Origin of the sequence: Microbacterium sp. NPDC077663 (genome assembly GCF_044542795.1) — a bacterium.
Lineage (GTDB): Bacteria > Actinomycetota > Actinomycetes > Actinomycetales > Microbacteriaceae > Microbacterium.
This window is the reverse complement of the sequence record NZ_JBITVE010000001.1, coordinates 234,548-253,864: the sequence shown is the minus strand read 5'-3', so window position 1 is coordinate 253,864 and position 19,317 is coordinate 234,548. Positions and strand designations below refer to the sequence as shown.

The window sequence follows — 19,317 nt, the reverse complement described above, 5'->3', positions numbered from 1 at the left end:
TCAGGGAGTGAGGGAGACGGTCGTCGGGACGGATGCCGGCAGCCGCACGAGGCGGACGACCATCCACACGAGCAGCGCCACCAGGACAAGATTGCGGAGCGTGAGCACCACGACCGCCAGGATCGCCGGTGTGACGATGCCGCCGTAGAGCACGGGGTAGACGAGCTGGGTCAGCGCGGCCGCGACACACGCGAGCGCCGCCGGAGCCGCCCACCGACGCCGGTCGATCACGAGCCCGAGGACGACGGGGGCGAACAGCCACGTGTGGAACTGCGGCGATCCGACCTTGTTGACCACGATGAGCACGAGCACCAGGGCGAGTGCGAGCACCGGGAACAGGCGCACGAACGGGGCCCCGCGGCGCAGCCGCCACACGCCGATCAGGAGGACAGCGGCCGCCGAGGCGGCCAGGAGCGGCGTCATCGCCGCGATGACGAGGTCGACGTGGGGTCCGGTGACCTGGAACGTCAGCAGGCCCTGGTCGTAGTAGACGGCCGATCCGTCGGATCCGAGCAGCGCACCCCAGACGTACGGTGCGCTGACGGGAGCTTCCACCTGCAGGCCGCGCCCGGTCTGCCCGGTCACGAATCCGAGCGCGTGATCCGCTCCCCCGCCGGCCACCACGGCGCCCAGCACCGCCACGCTGACCAGAGCCGCCGCGGCGATCACCGTGGCACGCCGACGGACGGCGACGACGGCCGCCGCGAGGAGCGCCGCGGGCCACACTTTGATCCACGTCGCCGCGGCGAGGAGAGCGGCCGCGAGTCCCGGTCGGCGCAGCAGCCAGAGGCATCCGAGAATGGCCAGCGGAACCGAGATAGCGTCGATCCGGTACATCCCGACGGGACCGAGGCAGACGATCGCCGCGAGCCAGAAGACCGCTCCCGCGACTCGGCCGCGGGAGCGCACCCGGCCGATGAGCACGGCGAACGCGACCGCATCGACGAGGGTCACGAGCACCGCCCAGCCGGCGGTGTAGTCGCCCAGCAGCCCGGCCGGCAGGTGCGCGAGGAGCATGGGCAGCAGCGCGAGCTGCGGGTAGACCCAGTCCTGGGTCACCCCGACGATCCCCCCACCCGAGAACACCGCGCGCGACCACGGCTCGTACACGCGGTACACGTCGCCCATCGGTTCGTTCGGAAGGACGAAGCCGAGCAGCGCGACGCCCGCATGGACGAGGACGAACGCAGCCCAGAGCAGCACGCGGTTCGTCACGCGTTCAGCCTACGGGCGTGCTGCCCGGGGCTCGACGCCGCTCAGCCGATCAGCGCGTCGGCGACGGCGTGCGGCAGGTGCTCCGCGACGTCGAGCGCGGTGATGGGTCCGCCGCGGTGGGCGGCGACGGCGAGCGCCGCCGCGTGACCGTGCAGCCAGACAGCGGATGCCGCGGCTCGCTGCATCGTGATGAGGTCGTCCGCCGGCGCACCCCGGCCGACGACACCCGCGATCACGGCGCCGACCGTGCCGGCGAGGACATCGCCGGTCCCCGCCGTCGCCAGCCAGGAGGTCGGCGCGGTGATCTCGATCGGCTCCGTGCCGGGCGCGGCGACCACCGTCGTCGCCCCCTTTCGCACGACCACGCCGCCGAGGGCACGTGCCGTTCCGGCCGCATCGTCCGAGTCGGGGTCGAGGCCGAGCATCCGGCGCAACCGCTGATGCTCGCGTCCGTGGGGCGTCGCCACGACGGGCGCAGACGCCTCCGCCGCGAGATCGAGGGCCCCGGCGTCCACGACCACGGGGACATCGCCGCCCAGTACCGCGCGCAGGGCGGCGCGCTCGCGTGCGGAGCGATGCGCGGCATCCGTCCCCGAACCGATCACCCAGGACTGCACGCGGCCGTCGGCCGTCACCGTCTCGGGGCGCCGGGCGAGAATCAGGTCCGCCGCCCGCTGCGGTCCGAGGAAGCGCACCATCCCGACACCGGCCCGCCACGCCGCCTCGACGCCGAGCACCGCGGCACCCGGGAACGCGGCCGATCCGGTGCGCAGGCCGACGACGCCGCGGGAATACTTGTCGTCGTCCGCCGTTGGTTCACTGACGACCTCGGCGGTGTCCGCCCTCGTCCATTCCCGCGCCGCCATGGCGCCCACCCTACTGCGACGGAGTCCGCCCATGACCCTGCTGTTCCGCCCCCTCGAACTGGCCGGTGCGACCGCGCGCAACCGCCTCTGGGTCTCGCCGATGTGCCAGTACTCGGCTGTCGACGGCGTGCCGGGCGACTGGCACCACGTGCACCTCGCTCAGTTCGCGGCCGGCGGTGCGGGGGTCGTCATCGCCGAGGCGTCGGCGGTCACCCCGGACGGGAGGATCTCCCCTCAGGATGCGGGCCTGTGGAACGACGTGCAACGGGACGCCTGGGCCCCGATCGTCGCGGCGATCCACGCGCGGGGCGCCCTGGCCGGTGTGCAGCTGGCGCACGCCGGACGGAAGGCATCGACGCACCGTCCCTGGGACGCCGAGCGCGGGACCGTCGCGGCGGCCGACGGCGGCTGGACGACGGTCGCCCCCTCGGCCATCGCGTACGACGGGTATGCCGAGCCCGTCGCGATGAGCGCCGGCGACATCGACACCCTCGTGTACGCCTTCGCCGAGGCAGCCCGGCGTGCCGACGAGGCAGGGTTCGACCTGCTGGAGGTCCACGCTGCGCACGGCTACCTGCTGCACCAGTTCCTCTCGCCGCTGTCGAACGAGCGCACCGACGAGTACGGCGGATCGCTCGAGAACCGTGCGCGGCTCCTGCTGCGCGTCGTGACCGCCGTGCGCGAGGCCGCACCCACCCGGGTGCTCGCGGTCCGCTTCTCGGCGACCGACTGGGCGGACGGCGGCTGGGGCGTCGACGAGACGGCTACGGTCGCCGCCTGGGTCGGCGAGCGCGGCGCGAGCGTCATCGACATCTCCACCGGCGGGCTCGTCGCGCACCAGCGGATCACCACCGGCCCCGGCTACCAGGTGCCCTTCGCCGCGAGAGTCCGCGAGCGCACGGGCCTGCTGGTCACGGCCGTCGGCGAGATCCTCGACGGCCCGCAGGCTGAAGCGATCCTGCAGGACGGTCTCGCCGACGCCGTCATGGTCGGCCGCGGCTGGCTCCGCGACCCGCACTTCGCCCTCCGTGCGGCTGACGAGCTGGGCGACGCGGAGGCTGCGACGATGTGGCCGCCGCAGTACCTCCGCGCCCGCCGGCGCTGAGCGGGGCTACAGGCGACGCGTCGCGTCGTGCACCTCGCCGACGAGCTCTTCGATGATGTCCTCGAGGAACAGCACCGCCGTCGTCTCACCCGCCGAGTCGCGCACCTGCGCGAGGTGGCGGCTCGAACGTCGCATGAGCGCGAGCGCATCCTCGAGGTCGGTCGTCTCACCGATCGGGATCATGTGGTGGATGCGCTTCGGCTTGATCGGCAGCTCGACCGTGGCATCGGCATCCGCTCCCTCGGCGGCGCGCAGCACGTCCTTCAGGTGCACGTAGCCGAGCGGCATCCCCTCGTCGTCGACGATCACGTAGCGCGAGAACCCGTGCCGGGCGACGGCGCGCTCGATTTCGTCGGGGGTCGTGGACTCGGGAAGGGTCACGAGCTCCGAGAGCGGCACCGCGACATCCTTCGCCTTCTTGTCGGTGAACTCCACCGCCATCGCCACCGCGCCCGAGGCGTCGTCGAGGACGCCCTCGATGCGGGACTGGTTCACGATCGTCGCGACCTCGTCGAGCGTGAAGGTCGAGGCGGCCTCGTCCTTCGGCTCGACGCGGAACAGCCGGACCACGTGGTTCGCGATCCAGTTGAGCGCGACGATGACCGGGTGGAAGACCCGCGAGACGAACACCAGCGGAGGCGCCAGCAGCAGCACCGCGCGGTCCGGGAGTGAGAACGCCAGGTTCTTCGGCACCATCTCGCCGAAGACGACGTGCAGGTACGAGACCAGCAGCAGGGCGATGACGAACCCCGTGACGTCGACGACGGCGTACGGCAGGCCGATCGCCTCGAGCGGCACCGCCAGCAGGTGGTGGATGGCCGGCTCCGACACGTTCAGGATCAGCAGCGAGCAGATCGTGATACCGAGCTGGCACGTGGCGAGCATGAGCGTCGCGTGTTCCATGGCCCACAGCGCGGTCTTCGCCGAGCGGGAGCCCTTCTCGGCCAGGGGTTCGATCTGCGAGCGGCGCGCCGAGATGACGGCGAACTCCGCGCCGACGAAGAAGGCGTTGGCGATCAGCAGGACGACCAGCCAGGCGATTCCGGCCCAGTCGCTCATCGCCGATCACCCCCCTTGATCTCGGCGCCGACCGGCACGGGCGCGGGCACGAACTTGACGCGGTCGACGCGGCGACCGTCCATCCGCTGCACGGTGATGGTGCCGTCCTCGAGGGTGATCTCGTCGCCGACCGCGGGGATGCGCTCGAGCGTGGCCATGATGAATCCGCCGACCGTGTCGTACACGTCGCCCTCGGGAACGCGGATGCCGGTGCGGTCGAGCACCTCGTCGGGGCGGAGGTCCCCGGGGAAGATGATCGAACCCTTCGCGCGGACGATGCCGGCGCGGCTGCGGTCGTGCTCGTCGAGCACCTCTCCCACGATCTCCTCGACGAGGTCCTCGAGGGTGACGACACCGGCCGTCCCGCCGTACTCGTCGACGACGATCGCCATCTGGTAACCGCGCGACCGCAGTTCCGACATCAGCCCGTCGAGGTGGACGGCCTCCGGAACGCGCAGCGGCTCCTCGGCGATCGCGGCGGCGGGGACATCGGCGCGGCGCTCACGCGGCACCGACACGGCCTGCTTGAGGTGCACGATGCCCGTGATGTCGTCCATCGACTCGCCGTAGACTGGGAACCTGCTGTGGCCGGTGCGGCGGGCGAGCTGGACGACCTCTTCGACGCTGTCGTCCGCGGCGACGGCGTGGATGCTCGGGCGCGGGGTCATGACGTCGGCGGTCGTGAGACGCGAGAAGGTCAGCGTGCGATCCAGCAGCGAGGCGGTGTCCTCCTCGAGGACGCCGGCGCTCGCGGAGCGCCGCACGAGGCTCGAGAGCTCCTCGGCCGTCCGAGCGCCCGACAGCTCCTCCTTGGGCTCGACGCCCATGGCACGCAGCACCGCGTTCGCGCTGCCGTTGAGAAGTTGGATCGCGGGGCGGAAGACGGTCGTGAAGACCGTCTGGAAGCCCATGACGAGCTTCGCGGTCTGGCGCGGAACGGCCAGCGCGAAGTTCTTCGGCACGAGCTCGCCGATGATCATCGAGAAGACGGTCGCGACCGTGATCGCGACGACGGTGGCGATGGGCCGGGATGCCGCTTCCGGCACACCCCAGAGCGCGAACACCGGGTTCAGGAGGTTCGACAGCGCCGGTTCCATCGTGTAACCGGTGAGGAGGGTCGTCAGCGTGATGCCGAGCTGTGCGCTCGACAGGTGCGTCGACGTGATCCGGAGCGCGTTGATCGTCAGCGACAGCCGGCTCTCGCCGGCGGCGCGGCGGGCCTCGAGGTCGGCGCGGTCGAGGTTGACGAGGGCGAACTCGCTCGCGACGAACAGACCCGTTCCCACAGTCAGGAGCAGCCCCACGCCCAACATGACGTAGTCCATCACACGTCACCCCCGATCATCGGGGAGCAGGGTCGGTGGGGCGAGGGTCTACTGGGAGGGTCGTCCATTGTGCCGATGATTCTACGGCACGCCCGTCCGCAGCGGCGCGGGGATCACCAGCTGACGGGAAGCGCCTTGCCCTCCTCGTAACCGGCGGCCGACTGGAAGCCGACCATCGCACGCTCGTGGAACTCCGGGACTGTGGCGGCCCCCGCGTACGTGAACGAGGAGCGCACCCCCGACGTGATCATGTCGAGAAGGTCCTCCACACTCGGGCGCAGCGGGTCGAGGTAGATGCGCGAGGACGAGATCCCCTCGGCGAACAGCTCCTTGCGCGCACGCTCGAACGGATCGAGCCGGCCGAACCGCCCCTGCACCGCTTTCGTCGACGCCATGCCCCACGACTCCTTGAAAACGCGTCCCTCCGCGTCGACACGCAGGTCGCCGGGCGCTTCGATCGTGCCCGCGAACCACGAGCCGATCATGACGGATGCCGCACCCGCCGCGAGGGCCAGCGCGACGTCCCGCGGGTAGCGGACGCCGCCGTCGGCCCACACGTGGGCGCCCGTCGCGGCGGCGGCCTCGGCGGTCTCGAGCACGGCGGAGAACTGCGGGCGTCCGACGGCGGTCATCATGCGGGTGGTGCACATGGCGCCCGGACCCACGCCGACCTTCAGGATCGTCGCGCCCGCGTCGACGAGATCGCGCACACCCTCGGCGGTGACGACGTTGCCGGCGACGATCGGCAGATCGAGCCCCTCGGCCTGCACGGCGCGCAGCGCGCGGATCATGCTCTCCTGGTGTCCGTGCGCGGTGTCGACGACGAGCGCGTCGACACCTGCCGAAGCCAGCGCCCGCGCCTTCGCGGCGACGTCGCCGTTGATGCCCACCGCGGCGGCGACGATGAGCCGCCCGTCGGCATCGACGGCGGGACGGTACAGCGAGGAGCGCAACGCCGTGCGCTGCGACAGCGTGCCCACGAGGTGGCCGTGCTGCAGAACGGTGACGATGTCGGCATCCGCCGCGACCAGCAGGTCGAACGCGGCACGGGCGGAGTCGACGTCGTCGGCGTCGATGGATGCCGCACGTCCCCGCACGAGGTCACCGAGACGCGCGTCGGGCAGGGCGGTCCCGAGTCGCTCGGCCGACACGATGCCGAGGATGTCGTCGACGTGCACCTGCGGTCCGTTCTCGCCGCGGGACGCGGCCGCGGCGACCACGACCCCGTGCCCTGCGGCGGGCGGCAGCAGGGCGGCCGCCTCGGAGACGAGCGCGTCGGGTGACAGGACGAGGGGCGTGTCCCACCGCACGGGCTGGTCTTTCACCCAGCGGATGCCGGCGTCCACCTCCTGCAACGGCATGTCCTGCGGCAGCACCGCGAGTCCGCCGCGACGGGCGAGCGTCGCCGCCAGCCGGGGGCCGGTGACCGAGTTCATGTTGGAGGCGACGATGGGGATCGTCGCGCTCGTCCCGTCACCCGGCGACAGGTCGACATCGAGGCGACTGGTCACGTCCGACCGTCGGGGGACGAGGAACACGTCGGAGTAGGTCAGGTCGCCTGCGGGCCGCTCACCGGAGAAGTGCATACCCCAACGCTAGGCGACCGTCGACCCCCCGCGTCAGACGGCCCGGCGCGGGGCGGGCGGAGCAGAACCTGGGATACCCTTGATGTCTGTGCGCGAGGCCGCGCGGGCACCGCACATTTCGAACGTCGACGACGAAAGCAGGCGGATCCGTGTCCAGTCAGGTGACCGGCGTGGGAACTACGAGCGACGGGGAGTTCGGAGCCAACGAATGGCTCGTCGCAGAGCTGTACGAGCAGTACAGCCGCGACAAGAACTCGGTGGACAAGGAATGGTGGCCGATCCTCGAGGCGTACACGCCTGAGGGCTCGTCCGGCGCACCGACGCCCGAGAACGCACCCCCGGCATCCGCTGCACCGGCACCTGCCGCGCCGGCTCCCGCCGCACCCGAATCCCGCGCTGCATCGACGGGCGCTCAGCCCGTCGCCCGCACGACGGCGCGCCCAGCGGCCCCCCAGCCGATCCCGGCCGAGGCGCCGAAGACGGCACCCGCCGGCGAGAAGGCCGTCCTCGAAGACACCGTCACCCCGCTGCGCGGCCTGCCCAAGACCCTCGCCGCCAACATGGACGAGTCGCTCACCGTCCCGACGGCGACCAGCGTCCGGACGATCCCGGCCAAGCTGATGATCGACAACCGCATCGTCATCAACAACCACATGTCGCGCACGCGCGGCGGCAAGGTGAGCTTCACCCACATCATCGGGTGGGCGCTCATTCAGGCCCTGAAGGCCTTCCCGACGCAGAACGTGTACTACGCCGAGGTCGACGGCAAGCCCTCGGTCGTCGCTCCCGCGCACATCAACCTCGGCATCGCGATCGACCTCCCCAAGCCCGACGGCACCCGCGCGCTCATGGTTCCCAGCATCAAGCAGGCCGAGACCCTCACGTTCGGCGAGTACCTGAGCGCCTACGAGGACCTCGTCCAGCGCGCTCGCAAGAACAAGCTCACCGCCACCGACTTCCAGGGCACAACGGTCTCGCTGACCAACCCGGGCGGCATCGGCACGGTCCACTCCGTCCCCCGCCTGATGAAGGGCCAGGGCTGCATCATCGGCGCCGGAGCCCTCGACTACCCCGCCGAGTTCCAGGGCGCCAGCGAGAAGACGCTCGGCGAGCTCGGCATCGGCAAGACGATCACCCTCACGAGCACCTACGACCACCGCGTCATCCAGGGTGCCGGCTCGGGCGAGTTCCTCAAGATCGTGCACCAGCTCCTGATCGGTCAGGACGGCTTCTACGACGACATCTTCGCGGCCCTGCGCATCCCCTACTCCCCGATCCGCTGGTCCAGCGACATCAAGGTCGACATCGCCGAGCGCGTCGACAAGACCGCTCGCGTGCAGGAGCTCATCAACTCCTACCGCGTCCGCGGGCACATGATGGCCGACATCGACCCGCTCGAGTACGTGCAGCGCACGCACCCCGACCTCGAGATCGAGAACCACGGACTGACCTTCTGGGACCTCGACCGCGAGTTCGTCACGAACGGCTTCGGCGGCAAGCGCACGATGAAGCTCCGCGACATCCTCGGCATCCTGCGTGACTCGTACTGCCGCACCCTCGGCGTCGAGTACATGCACATCCAGGACCCGACCCAGCGCAAGTGGTTCCAGGACAACCTCGAGGTCAAGTACCAGAAGCCCGGTCACGACGAGCAGCTGCGCGTGCTGGGCAAACTGAACGAGGCCGAGGCGTTCGAGACGTTCCTGCAGACGAAGTTCGTCGGCCAGAAGCGGTTCAGCCTGGAGGGCGGCGAGTCCCTCGTCCCGCTCCTCGACCAGATCCTGCAGGGTGCGGCGACCGAGGGCCTCGACGGCGCCGCGATCGCCATGGCGCACCGCGGCCGCCTGAACGTCCTCACGAACGTCGCCGGCAAGACCTACAGCCAGATCTTCCGCGAGTTCGAGGGCTCGGTCGCCGTCGGCTCGAAGAGCGGGTCGGGCGACGTCAAGTACCACCTCGGCACGCAGGGCACCTTCGTCGCCGACGGCGGGGAGGAGCTCCCGGTCTACCTCGCCGCGAACCCGTCGCACCTCGAGACGGTCGACGGGGTGCTCGAGGGCATCGTCCGCGCCAAGCAGGACCGCCTCCCCATCGGCTCGTTCTCGTGGCTGCCGATCCTCGTCCACGGTGACGCGGCCTTCGCCGGCCAGGGCGTCGTCATGGAGACGCTGCAGATGTCGCGCCTGCGCGGGTACCGCACCGGCGGTACGGTGCACGTCGTCGTCAACAACCAGGTCGGCTTCACGACACTGCCGCTCGACGCCCGCACCTCGATCTACGCGACCGACGTCGCCAAGACGATCCAGGCTCCGATCTTCCACGTGAACGGCGACGACCCCGAGGCCGTCGTCCACGTCGCCGACCTCGCCTTCCGCTACCGGCAGGAGTTCAACCGCGACGTCGTGATCGACCTCGTCTGCTACCGCCGCCGCGGGCACAACGAGGGCGACGACCCGTCGATGACCCAACCCCTCATGACGAACCTCATCGAGGCGAAGCGCTCGGTGCGCAAGCTCTACACCGAGGCGCTCGTCGGACGTGGCGACATCACCGAGGAAGAGTACGAGAAGGCCAAGCAGGACTTCCAGAACCGCCTCGAGATCGCCTTCGCCGAGACCCACGCCGCCCAGACCGGCACCTCGCCGGTCGTCGCCGCCGACGAACCGGCCGAGACCGCGGTGGGCGCACCCGAGAGCACGGGCGTCGCCCGCGACGTCATCGAGCGCATCGGCGACGCGTTCCTCAACAAGCCCGAAGGCTTCACGGTCCACACCAAGCTGCAGCAGCTGCTCGAGAAGCGGCACGACATGAGCCGCAACGGCAAGATCGACTGGGGCTTCGGCGAGCTGCTCGCGTTCGGTTCGCTCCTCGTCGAGGGCTCGAACGTGCGATTGGCCGGGCAGGATGTCCGGCGCGGCACGTTCGTGACCCGCCACTCCGTCATGCACGACCGCGCGAACGGTCAGGAGTGGCTGCCGCTCGCGAACCTGAGCGACAACCAGGGCCGGTTCTACGTGTACGACTCACTCCTGAGCGAGTATGCGGCCATGGCCTTCGAGTACGGCTACTCCGTCGAGCGGGCCGACACCCTGACGCTGTGGGAGGCCCAGTTCGGCGACTTCGCCAACGGGGCGCAGTCGGTGATCGACGAGTTCATCTCCTCCGCCGAGCAGAAGTGGGGTCAGCAGTCGAGCGTCGTGCTGCTGCTCCCCCACGGCTACGAGGGTCAGGGGCCGGACCACTCGTCGGCACGCATCGAGCGGTACCTGCAGATGTGCGCGCAGGACAACATGACCGTCGCACGCCCGTCGACGCCGGCGTCGTACTTCCACCTGCTCCGCCGCCAGGCCTACGCCCGCCCGCGCCGCCCGCTCGTCGTCTTCACGCCGAAGGCGATGCTGCGTCTGCGGAACGCGACGAGCCCCGTCGAGGACTTCCTCCACGGACGGTTCGAGCCGGTCATCGACGACAGCCGTGACCTCGACCGCGGCGCGGTGACGCGCGTCCTGCTCCACGCCGGAAAGATCCACTGGGACCTCGCCGCCGAGCTCGAGAAGAACCCGAACGAGAAGGTCGCCCTGGTTCGGCTCGAGCAGTACTACCCGGCGCCGATCGAACAGCTCAACGCGGTGCTGGACAGCTACCCGAACGCCGAGCTGTTCTGGGTCCAGGAGGAGCCTGAGAACCAGGGCGCCTGGCCGTTCATCGCGCTCGAGGTCGTCAAGCACGTCCACGGCCGCACGATCAAGCGGATCTCGCGCGCGTCGGCTGCCTCGACGGCGACCGGATCGCCGAAGGTCCACGCCCGCGAGCACGCCGCGATCATGGAGAAGGCGCTCACCGTCTGAGCCTTCCCGGCACACGCAAGAGGCCCCGCTCCGGCGGGGCCTCTTGCGTGTGTGACGGACCGCGAGGTCAGTGGTGGGTGGCCTGCTCTGCGCGCAGCCGCGCGAGCACCTGATCGCGCAGGTCCTCCGGGGCCGCCTCCTTGCACGCGCGTGCGACGACGGCCGTCAGGGTCGTCGCCACGAGCGCCTCGTCCCGGCACGCCGCGCAGTTCTCCAGGTGCTCGGTGATGTCCGAGTGGCGCGTCTGGCAGATCTCATTGCGCAGGTACTCTTCGAGATCCTGACGGGCCTTGTCGCAACCGCAGTCGGTCATTTCGCACTCCTTGTGGCCGGCACCTCGATGCCGCGCTCTTTCGCATAATCGGACAGCAGGTCACGAAGCTGTCGTCTGCCACGGTGCAGACGGCTCATGACCGTGCCGATGGGGGTTTTCATGATGTCCGCGATCTCCTGATACGCGAATCCTTCGACGTCCGCGAGATACACGGCCAGTCGGAAGTCCTCGGGAAGGGACTGCAGGGCGTCCTTCACGACGGATGCCGGCATGTGATCGATCGCCTCGGCCTCGGCCGAGCGCGCCGAGGACGCCGTGGTCGACTCGGCTCCGCCGAGTTGCCAGTCCTCGAGGTCGTCGATCGTGCCCTGGTAGGGCTCGCGCTGCTTCTTCCGATACGTGTTGATGTACGTGTTCGTGAGGATGCGGTACAGCCAGGCCTTGAGATTGGTGCCCTGCGTGAACGACGCCCACGCGGCGAAGGCCTTGACGAAGGTCTCCTGAACCAGGTCGGACGCATCGGCGGGATTGCGGGTCATCCGCATGGCCGCAGCGTAAAGCTGGTCCATGAAGGGGAGCGCCTGCTCCTCGAACTGGGTTCGCGGGTCGTCGACCGCCTGCTCGTTCATCACAGGCCAGTCTACGTCCGCCCATTCTGCGAGCACGGGCGCGTCAGCTGTCGCGATCATCGCGCTCCTCTCCCCTGGCGTGCACGGTGTCGACACGGGGTGCAACGGGGACGGGGCTGGGGCTATTCCCAGCTTCGCGGATGCCGCCGGTACCTCCACGCCACGCGGTCGGTGTCGCGACGATGTCGCATATCGGCGACAGCCTCCCGTCCGCCCGCTCCGCCGCCGCACCGTTCAGTAGGCTGGGATCGATGAGCGACGCGCCCCCCTCCCCCTCTCCCGCCGACGGTGCGTCCGCAGCGGGCTGGCCGGCACCGACCTCCGCCGAGCCGGTCCAGGCGCGTGTGACGGTGCCCGGGTCCAAGTCGCTCACCAATCGCGAGCTCGTGCTCGCCGCGATCGCCGACGGTCCGAGTCTGCTCACCGGCGCCCTGCACTCCGACGACTCCGCGCGCATGATCGACGCGCTCCGTACCCTCGGGGTGAGGATCGACCCCGTCGCCGGCGATTCCCCGTTCGGTCCGGATCTCGCGGTGACGCCGCCCTCGACCTTCACCGGCGACACCACGATCGACTGCGGCCAGGCCGGGACCGTGATGCGATTCATCTCGCCCATCGCGGGTCTCGCCGTCGGCGACGTGCACGTCACCGCGCACCCGACCGCCATGCACCGACCCATGGGGGCGATGATCCACGCGTTGCGCGAGATCGGCGCCGACATCGACGATGCCGGCAGTTGGGCGCTCCCGTTCGATGTCCGGGGACACGGGCACCTCCGCGGTGGCGAGGTGACGATCGACGCGAGCCAGTCCAGCCAATTCGTGTCGGGCCTCCTGCTCGCCGCCGCGCGCTTCGACGTCGGGCTCCGGCTGATCCACGACGGCGAGCGCCTCCCGAGCCTCCCCCACATCGAGATGACGGTCGAAGCCCTCGCCCGTCGCGGGGTGCACGTCGAGCATCCGACCCCGAACGAGTGGCTCGTCCCCGCCGGTCCCGTCCGGGGCAAAGACATCGCCATCGAGCCCGACCTGTCCAATGCCGCGCCTTTCCTGGCCGCCGCCGTCCTCACCGGCGGATCGGTGACGGTCCCCGGGTGGCCCGCGCACTCCACGCAGCCGGGCGCACTCCTGGCCGACATCCTCCCGGTCATGGGGGCGCATGTCTCGCGACGCGCGGGAGCGCTGACGGTGACGGCGGGCGATCGCCTGTCGGGGGTGGACCTGGACCTGTCCGCGGCGAGTGAGCTCACGCCCACCCTGTTCGCGCTGGCGGCGTTCGCCGACGCCCCCACGACCTTCCACGGCATCGGCCACATCCGCGGGCACGAGACCGACCGGATCGCCGCCCTGGTGAACAACCTGCGCGCCCTCGGTGGTGAGGCCGAGGAGGAGGAGGACGGCATCCATGTGGTTCCCCGTCCTCTCCACGGAGGGGTGTGGCGGGCACACCACGACCACCGTATGGCGACGGCGGGCGCCGTCATCGGCCTCCGCGTCCCGGGGGTGGTCGTGGACGACATCGGAACGACGGCCAAGACCATGCCGGAGTTCCCCCAGCTGTGGGCGGGCATGCTCGCGTGAGCTGGCTCGACGACGACGATGACGACGACCTCGACTACGAGGCCGACATCCGCGTCCGGCCGAACCCCAAAGCCAACCGCCCGCGCACGAAACGGCGCCCCGCGCACGCCGACGCGCAGATCGCGCGCGTGCTCGGAGTGGACCGCGGCCGCTACACCGTCCTCATCGACGAGGACGGTCCCCACGAGCGTCAGATCCTCGCGACGCGGGCCCGGGAGCTGCGCAAGCAGCCGATCGTCAACGGCGATCGCGCCCGTGTCGTCGGAGACACCACCGGCGACGACGGAACGCTCGCGCGCATCGTGGGCATCGAGGAGCGCACGTCCCTCCTGCGTCGCAGCGCCGACGACACCGACCAGGTCGAGCGGGTCATCGTCGCCAACGCCGAACAGCTCCTGATCGTCGTGGCGGCCGCCGATCCCGAGCCGCGCCCCCGTCTCGTCGATCGGTACCTCATCGCGGCCCTGGACGCCGGCATGCAGCCCCTTCTGGTGGTCACCAAGACCGACCTCGCCGATCCGGCATCCTTCCTCGCGCACTTCGAGGGGCTCGACGACCTCGAGGTGTTCACGAGCGGCCGTGATCAGATGCCCGTCGCGGAGATCGGCGCGCGCCTGGCGGGCCACGCCACGGTCTTCGTCGGACATTCCGGCGTCGGCAAGTCGACGCTCGTCAACGCGCTCGTCCCCGACGCGGCGCGGGCGACGGGGCATGTAAACGAGGTCACCGGCCGCGGCCGACACACCTCGAGCTCCGCGGTCTCGCTGCGGTACGTCGGCGACGACGGCCGCGGGTGGGTCATCGACACCCCCGGCGTCCGGTCGTTCGGACTGGGGCACGTCGATCCGGCCAACATCCTCCGCGCCTACACCGACCTGGCAGCGATCGCCGAGGAGTGCCCGCGAGGCTGTACGCACCTGCCCGACGCGCCCGACTGCGCGATCATCGAGGCCGTCGCGGAGGGGCGGCTGGGCGAACGCGGACCGGCACGCCTGGACTCCCTACAGCGGCTCCTCGCCACCTTCGCCACCTGAGCGCCCGACTAAAATGGGGGGATGCCGCGACTGAACCCCGGAGACTCCGCCCCCGACTTCACCCTCGTCGATCAAGACGGTGAGGCCGTCTCACTGAGCGACTTCCGCGGGGGCGGTCTCATCGTCTTCTTCTACCCGGCCGCCATGACGCCCGGCTGCACGACCGAGGCCTGCGACTTCCGCGACAGCGTCGCCCCCCTGCAGGCCGCGGGCTACACCGTGGTCGGCATCTCGCGCGACGAACCGGCGAAGCTGCGCGAGTTCCGTGAGCGCGACGCTCTCCCCTACTCGCTCCTCAGCGACCCCGACCACGGCGTTCATGAGGCCTACGGCGCGTGGGGCGAGAAGATGAACTACGGCAAGCTCGCCCTGGGCGTCATCCGGTCGACCTTCGTCATCGACGCGGACGGCACGGTCGCCCATGCCCTCTACAACGTCAAGGCCACCGGGCACGTCGCGCGGATCCGGACCCTGCTCGGGGTCTGATCAGACCTCGCTGTCGCCCGTTCTCGATCGCGCACCGGCCGACCGGGCGGCGGCGATCAGGAGGATCAGCCCGACGACGGCGGGCACCGCGATGGTTGCTGCCAGCCGCGCGTCGGCGCCTTCTCCCGTCAGCGAACCGAGCGCGATCGACAGGATCAGGAGCTGGACCACGACGCCCCCCGAACGCCCCCAGGACCCGCCGCGCCACACCGCGACGGCGAATCCGATGACCGCGGCCGCGCCGATCACGGTGAGGACCAGCAGGGCGAGCGAGCTGGGCACGCTCTCGCTGTCGCCGCGGGTCAGGGCGACGAGCTCCCACGCCGCGAGGACCAGGACGCCGACCGCCTCGAGGGCGAGCCATCCCGCCGCGATCCGCTCGACACGAGTGGTGGGCACGTTCACAGCTCCTCCTGGGCGCCGCGGCACGGCGAGCCGCCGAAATACTCCGTTAACCCTTGATTCACATGCCTGAGCATGGGAATATTGACGGGCAAGTGTGCTCCCACAGCGGCGTGGGGCGAGCAACAGCTCGCACACCACCCAGGTTAGTCGACGTCGCCCGGCGTCGCATCCCGACTTCCGATCCCCCACAAGGAGCACCGCTATGGATTGGCGCGACAAAGCCGCCTGCCTGACCGTCGACCCCGAACTGTTCTTCCCCGTAGGGAACACCGGGCCCGCCGTCGACCAGATCGAAAAGGCGAAGTCCGTCTGCGCCCGGTGCACCGTCACCGAACTCTGTCTGCAGTACGCCCTCGAGACCGGTCAGGACTCGGGCGTCTGGGGAGGTCTCTCCGAAGACGAGCGTCGCGCTCTCAAGCGTCGCGCCGCCCGCGCCCGCCGCGCGTCCTGATGTCGCCGAGCGCGGGTCTCAGGCCCGCGCTCGCTCGATGTACCGCATCGGGATCTCGATCGTGACCTCGGTGCCACTGCCGACCAGCGTGTGCCAGTCGATCGTTCCGCTCAGCTCTCCCTGGATGAGAGTGCGGACGATCTGCGTGCCGAGGCCCCGGCCGACCTGACCCTCGGGCAGGCCGACGCCGGTGTCGCGGACGCGCACCGCGAGGCGGTCCTCATCGCGCTCGGCGATGATCTCGACCTCGCCCTCCTTGTCGGCCAGCCCGTGCTCGACCGCGTTCGTCACGAGTTCGGTGAGGGCGAGGGCGAGCGGTGTCGCGTACTCGCTCGGCAGGGTTCCGAACGTGCCCCGTTTGACCGTGCGGGCTCGCGTGTTGGGGGCGGCCGCCACCTCGGCGACGAGTTTGAGGACGCGTTCGAAGACGTCGTCGAAGTCGACGCTCTGCGTGAGCCCCTCCGACAGCGTGTCGTGGACCACGGCGATCGCGCTCACGCGACGCATCGCCTGCGTCAGCGCGTCCCGCCCCTCGTCGGAGTGCGTACGACGCGCCTGGATCCGCAGCAGCGACGCGACGGTCTGCAGATTGTTCTTGACGCGGTGGTGGATCTCGCGGATCGTCGCGTCCTTCGTGATGAGCTCCTGCTCCTGGTGCCGGATCTCGCTCACGTCGCGGCAGAGCACGATCGCGCCGATGCGCGTTCCGTTCTCGCGCAGCGGGATCGTCCGCAGCGACACCGTCACGCCACGCGCCTCGACGTCAGCGCGCCACGGCGCACGCCCTGCCATGACGATCGGTAGCGACTCATCGAACTGGCGCGATGCCGGCATGATCGTGGTCGCCACCTCCATGAGCGACTCACCTTCGAGTTCGTCGTCGAATCCGAGCCGGTTGAAGGCCGAGAGCGCGTTGGGGCTCGCGAAGGTCGTGACCCCGTCCACGTCGAGGCGGATCAGACCGTCCGACGCACGAGGAGCGCCCCGGCGCGGCGAGGTCGGCGCCGTGAGGTCGGGGAAGTCCGCCGAGGCGATCATCCCGAAGAGGTCGTCGGCGCAGTCGTTGAAGGTGATCTGCTGCCGCGACGGGGTGCGCGCCTCACCGAGGTTGGTGTGCCGGGTCAGGACGCCGATGACGCGCGTCTCACGCCCCTCTCCCCCGCGCTCGCGGACGATCGGCACGGCGCGCACGCGCGTGGGGGTCTCCTCGAACCAGTCCGGCGAGGAGGAGTCGACCACCCGCACCTGGGTGAACGCGTCCTTGACCTGGGTGCGCCACTGCGGACGCACCGCGTCACCGACGATGTCGCGATAGAACAGGGTCGCTGCGCCGCTCGGTCGCGTGTGCGCGACGGCGATGAACGAATCGTCGGCGGTCGGGACCCAGATCACGATGTCCGCGAACGCCAGGTCGGCGAGGAGCTGACCGTCGCCGGCGAGACGGTGGAGCCATTCCACGTCTTCCGCGGTGGAACGGCCTTGGGCGTAGACGAGGTCGCTGAGGGTGGACACGCCTCCACCCTAGATCCTCCGCCCGGGGCCTCCCTTCGGGTCACGCGCTCCGGGCCAGCCGCCGCAGCGAGTGCCGCGAGGCGGTGGTCGCCGCCTCCCGCGGGGTGAGGGATTCGGAGACGAGGCGTCGCACCGCGGTCGGCACCGCCGAGCGCGGTGCGACGTGGGCGATGGGGCGCGCGGCCAGCAGCGCGGCATCCGCCCCTCGGGGATCCCACGGCACGAACGAGACGTCCGTCACGCCGATGTACCGTTCGAGCGTGCGCCGCACCTGTCCGCGGGCGTCGACGCCGAGAGCACCCGCTCGGATCTTGTTGACGACCACGTGCACCGGGGTCGCGCCTGCGGCGGCACGCAGATCCGGCCAGGACCTCACGAAGCGGGAGACCCCGACCGGGTCGGCGGCGACGACGGCGACGACGAGGTCGGCCGCCTCGATCGCGGCGAGCGTGGCCGCGTTGCGGCGTGGTCCGTCGACGAGGTCGCTCACGATCTCCTCGTCCCGTTCGAGGGATGCCGCAGTGTCGACGACGGTGTCGTCCGCCCAGTCCCGACAGGCGTCCAGTGCCCCGACGACCCGCGCATGGGACAGTTCCGGCCAGCGCCCCGGCCGGTTGAGGCCGGTGAGGACCGCCACCTCGGCCAGGGTGGAGGAGATCCTGCTGAGTTCCGCGACGGTGAGGACGCCGCGCTCGGCTTGGCGGCACGCAGCGGCGAACCCGGGTCCTTCGTCGGCGAGGCCCGTCGCCAGGGCGAGCGAGGGCGCGTGCGCGTCGGCGTCGACGAGGGCGACACGGCGCTCACGGAGGGAGAGCGCACACGCGACCTCGACGGCGAGCGTCGTGCGACCGGGTGCCCCGTGGGCGCCCCACACCGAGATGACCCGGCCGCGGGTGGCGTCGGCGGATGCCGACGGCTGCGGGCTCGCGAGGAGTTCGACCGCCGGTGCGTCCCGGTCGTGGGCCGCGAGGCCGAGCGCTGCAGCCAGACGTCGGTCGGAGGCGCGTGCGCACAACGGCACGATCCGCACGGACATCCGGTCGCACGCCGCCACGAGCTCGGCGGTCAAGGTCGACGGCCTCCCCTCGATGACGAGGAGATCCGCTCGCGACAGCTCGGCGAGGAGTTCGGCCGCCTCCGGAGCCGACATGGCGTCGTGCGCGGCGGCGGCCGGGGCACCCGAGGACACGACCGCCCGCACCTCCGCATCCTCGCGGCGCAGATCACTGGCGAGGGACTCGGCCCGCGGCCGGTCGGCGGCGACGACGACCCTCACGGCGCCTCTCCCGCGACCGGAACGACCGACAGGAGGGAATCGCCCGCGAGCGCGGCGAGCGTCGCCGCCACGTCGGCGCGGGGGATGACGACCTCGAGCGACACGTCCTCTCCCGAGACGACGGCGTCGTCGCGGGTGACCGAGACGACCGTCGCGGACGGCACGAGGATGCGGGGGGCGCCGACCTCGCCGTCCGTCTCGGCCGGTGCCGACCAGACCTCGACGACCGACCCTGCGGTGACGGCCGCCGAGACGTCGCCCGCGGGTCGGATCACGACGCTCGTCGTCGTCGCGGCATCCGCCCCGTCCACCGCCGCACGCGGGACGAGCTCCCCCGCCAGGATCGTCCGGGTCGCGATGACCCCGGGCTCCAGCGACGCGGGAGACACGTAGGTCTCGCCGGCGGGACCGAGGGCGACATCGACGACCCGCAGATCCTCGGCCGTCACGGTCTGACCGGGGACGATCGTGCGAGCAGCGGCGAAGACCGGGGCCGTCTGCCGGGCCGAGGCGACGACGAGCCAGACGCCCGCGACGGATGCGATGATCAGCGCGATGCCGAGGAGGAACCGCGCGTCGGCCCAGAACGCGCGGGGCGCCGGGCGGACGGTCTCGGGAGTGGTCATGACGTCATGGTGACCGAGCCCGCTCCGTCGCGACGGTGAT

Annotated in this window: 17 protein-coding genes; 6 read left to right on the top strand and 11 right to left on the bottom strand. The window is 70.8% G+C overall.

The genetic code is table 11. The features are described from left to right. Positions 1–1,215, bottom strand: coding sequence for a glycosyltransferase 87 family protein (locus tag ACIGEP_RS01145; protein WP_396659799.1), 1,215 nt, complete (start codon positions 1,213–1,215; stop codon positions 1–3). A gap of 41 nt (positions 1,216–1,256) precedes the next feature. Further along, the gene (locus tag ACIGEP_RS01140) at positions 1,257–2,090 is read right to left on the bottom strand and encodes an NAD(P)H-hydrate dehydratase (RefSeq protein ID WP_396660986.1); all 834 of its coding nucleotides are present in this window, start codon (positions 2,088–2,090) and stop codon (positions 1,257–1,259) included. A 22-nt stretch (positions 2,091–2,112) separates the two neighbouring features. Between ACIGEP_RS01140 and ACIGEP_RS01135 the strand changes: the two genes are divergently transcribed. Further along, positions 2,113–3,186 (top strand): NADH:flavin oxidoreductase/NADH oxidase, encoded by a 1,074-nt coding sequence (locus ACIGEP_RS01135; protein ID WP_396659798.1) that lies wholly within the window; start codon positions 2,113–2,115, stop codon positions 3,184–3,186. 6 nt (positions 3,187–3,192) lie between these two features. Here the strand turns inward: ACIGEP_RS01135 and ACIGEP_RS01130 are convergent, their stop codons facing one another. The 3 genes from ACIGEP_RS01130 to ACIGEP_RS01120 all read right to left on the bottom strand — a co-directional run bounded on the left by ACIGEP_RS01130 (position 3,193) and on the right by ACIGEP_RS01120 (position 7,156). Continuing rightward, positions 3,193–4,245 carry a hemolysin family protein gene (locus ACIGEP_RS01130; RefSeq protein ID WP_396659797.1) on the bottom strand — a complete coding sequence of 351 codons (1,053 nt, stop codon included), beginning with the start codon at positions 4,243–4,245 and terminating at the stop codon, positions 3,193–3,195. Further along, a complete protein-coding gene (locus ACIGEP_RS01125) occupies positions 4,242–5,570 on the bottom strand; it encodes a hemolysin family protein (protein WP_396659796.1) in 1,329 nt (442 codons plus the stop codon). Before ACIGEP_RS01125 ends, ACIGEP_RS01130 begins: the two co-directional genes overlap by 4 nt. Positions 5,571–5,683: 113 nt before the next feature. Beyond that, positions 5,684–7,156, bottom strand: coding sequence for a GuaB1 family IMP dehydrogenase-related protein (locus tag ACIGEP_RS01120; protein WP_396659795.1), 1,473 nt, complete (start codon positions 7,154–7,156; stop codon positions 5,684–5,686). Between the two features lie 149 nt (positions 7,157–7,305). On the opposite strand from ACIGEP_RS01120, the gene ACIGEP_RS01115 reads away from it, so the two are divergent. Further along, on the top strand, positions 7,306–11,004 hold the full coding sequence (locus tag ACIGEP_RS01115) for a multifunctional oxoglutarate decarboxylase/oxoglutarate dehydrogenase thiamine pyrophosphate-binding subunit/dihydrolipoyllysine-residue succinyltransferase subunit (protein WP_396659794.1): 3,699 nt from the start codon (positions 7,306–7,308) through the stop codon (positions 11,002–11,004). A gap of 67 nt (positions 11,005–11,071) precedes the next feature. Here the strand turns inward: ACIGEP_RS01115 and ACIGEP_RS01110 are convergent, their stop codons facing one another. After that, complete coding sequence (locus ACIGEP_RS01110; RefSeq protein WP_396659793.1) at positions 11,072–11,317, bottom strand: zf-HC2 domain-containing protein; 246 nt, start codon at positions 11,315–11,317, stop codon at positions 11,072–11,074. Further along, entirely contained in the window at positions 11,314–11,967 is a 654-nt protein-coding gene (locus ACIGEP_RS01105; RefSeq protein ID WP_396659792.1) for a sigma-70 family RNA polymerase sigma factor, read from the bottom strand. The genes ACIGEP_RS01110 and ACIGEP_RS01105 overlap by 4 nt, the downstream gene beginning before the upstream one ends. A gap of 191 nt (positions 11,968–12,158) precedes the next feature. Here ACIGEP_RS01105 and aroA point away from each other — a divergent pair, with 191 nt between their 5' ends. From aroA to bcp, 3 genes are read left to right on the top strand one after another with little or no spacing between them, the layout of a single operon-like run. Beyond that, on the top strand, positions 12,159–13,487 hold the full coding sequence (aroA, locus tag ACIGEP_RS01100; RefSeq protein WP_396659791.1) for a 3-phosphoshikimate 1-carboxyvinyltransferase: 1,329 nt from the start codon (positions 12,159–12,161) through the stop codon (positions 13,485–13,487). Continuing rightward, the gene (gene rsgA, locus ACIGEP_RS01095; RefSeq protein ID WP_396659790.1) at positions 13,484–14,521 is read left to right on the top strand and encodes a ribosome small subunit-dependent GTPase A; all 1,038 of its coding nucleotides are present in this window, start codon (positions 13,484–13,486) and stop codon (positions 14,519–14,521) included. The genes aroA and rsgA overlap by 4 nt, the downstream gene beginning before the upstream one ends. A 21-nt stretch (positions 14,522–14,542) precedes the next feature. Next, positions 14,543–15,007 carry a thioredoxin-dependent thiol peroxidase gene (gene bcp / locus ACIGEP_RS01090; protein WP_396659789.1) on the top strand — a complete coding sequence of 155 codons (465 nt, stop codon included), beginning with the start codon at positions 14,543–14,545 and terminating at the stop codon, positions 15,005–15,007. Here bcp and ACIGEP_RS01085 read toward each other — a convergent pair whose 3' ends face one another. Next, positions 15,008–15,406 (bottom strand): histidine kinase, encoded by a 399-nt coding sequence (locus tag ACIGEP_RS01085; RefSeq protein WP_396659788.1) that lies wholly within the window; start codon positions 15,404–15,406, stop codon positions 15,008–15,010. A gap of 208 nt (positions 15,407–15,614) precedes the next feature. On the opposite strand from ACIGEP_RS01085, the gene ACIGEP_RS01080 reads away from it, so the two are divergent. Continuing rightward, positions 15,615–15,863 carry a WhiB family transcriptional regulator gene (locus ACIGEP_RS01080; protein WP_018188706.1) on the top strand — a complete coding sequence of 83 codons (249 nt, stop codon included), beginning with the start codon at positions 15,615–15,617 and terminating at the stop codon, positions 15,861–15,863. A gap of 18 nt (positions 15,864–15,881) precedes the next feature. On the opposite strand, the gene ACIGEP_RS01075 is transcribed toward ACIGEP_RS01080, so the two are convergent. The 3 genes from ACIGEP_RS01075 to ACIGEP_RS01065 are packed head-to-tail and all read right to left on the bottom strand — an operon-like array spanning position 15,882 to position 19,277. After that, the gene (locus tag ACIGEP_RS01075) at positions 15,882–17,375 is read right to left on the bottom strand and encodes a sensor histidine kinase (protein ID WP_396659787.1); all 1,494 of its coding nucleotides are present in this window, start codon (positions 17,373–17,375) and stop codon (positions 15,882–15,884) included. A gap of 40 nt (positions 17,376–17,415) precedes the next feature. Beyond that, on the bottom strand, positions 17,416–18,651 hold the full coding sequence (locus tag ACIGEP_RS01070; RefSeq protein ID WP_396659786.1) for a CpaE family protein: 1,236 nt from the start codon (positions 18,649–18,651) through the stop codon (positions 17,416–17,418). Beyond that, positions 18,648–19,277 (bottom strand): SAF domain-containing protein, encoded by a 630-nt coding sequence (locus ACIGEP_RS01065; RefSeq protein ID WP_396659785.1) that lies wholly within the window; start codon positions 19,275–19,277, stop codon positions 18,648–18,650. Before ACIGEP_RS01065 ends, ACIGEP_RS01070 begins: the two co-directional genes overlap by 4 nt. Positions 19,278–19,317: the final 40 nt, after the last annotated feature.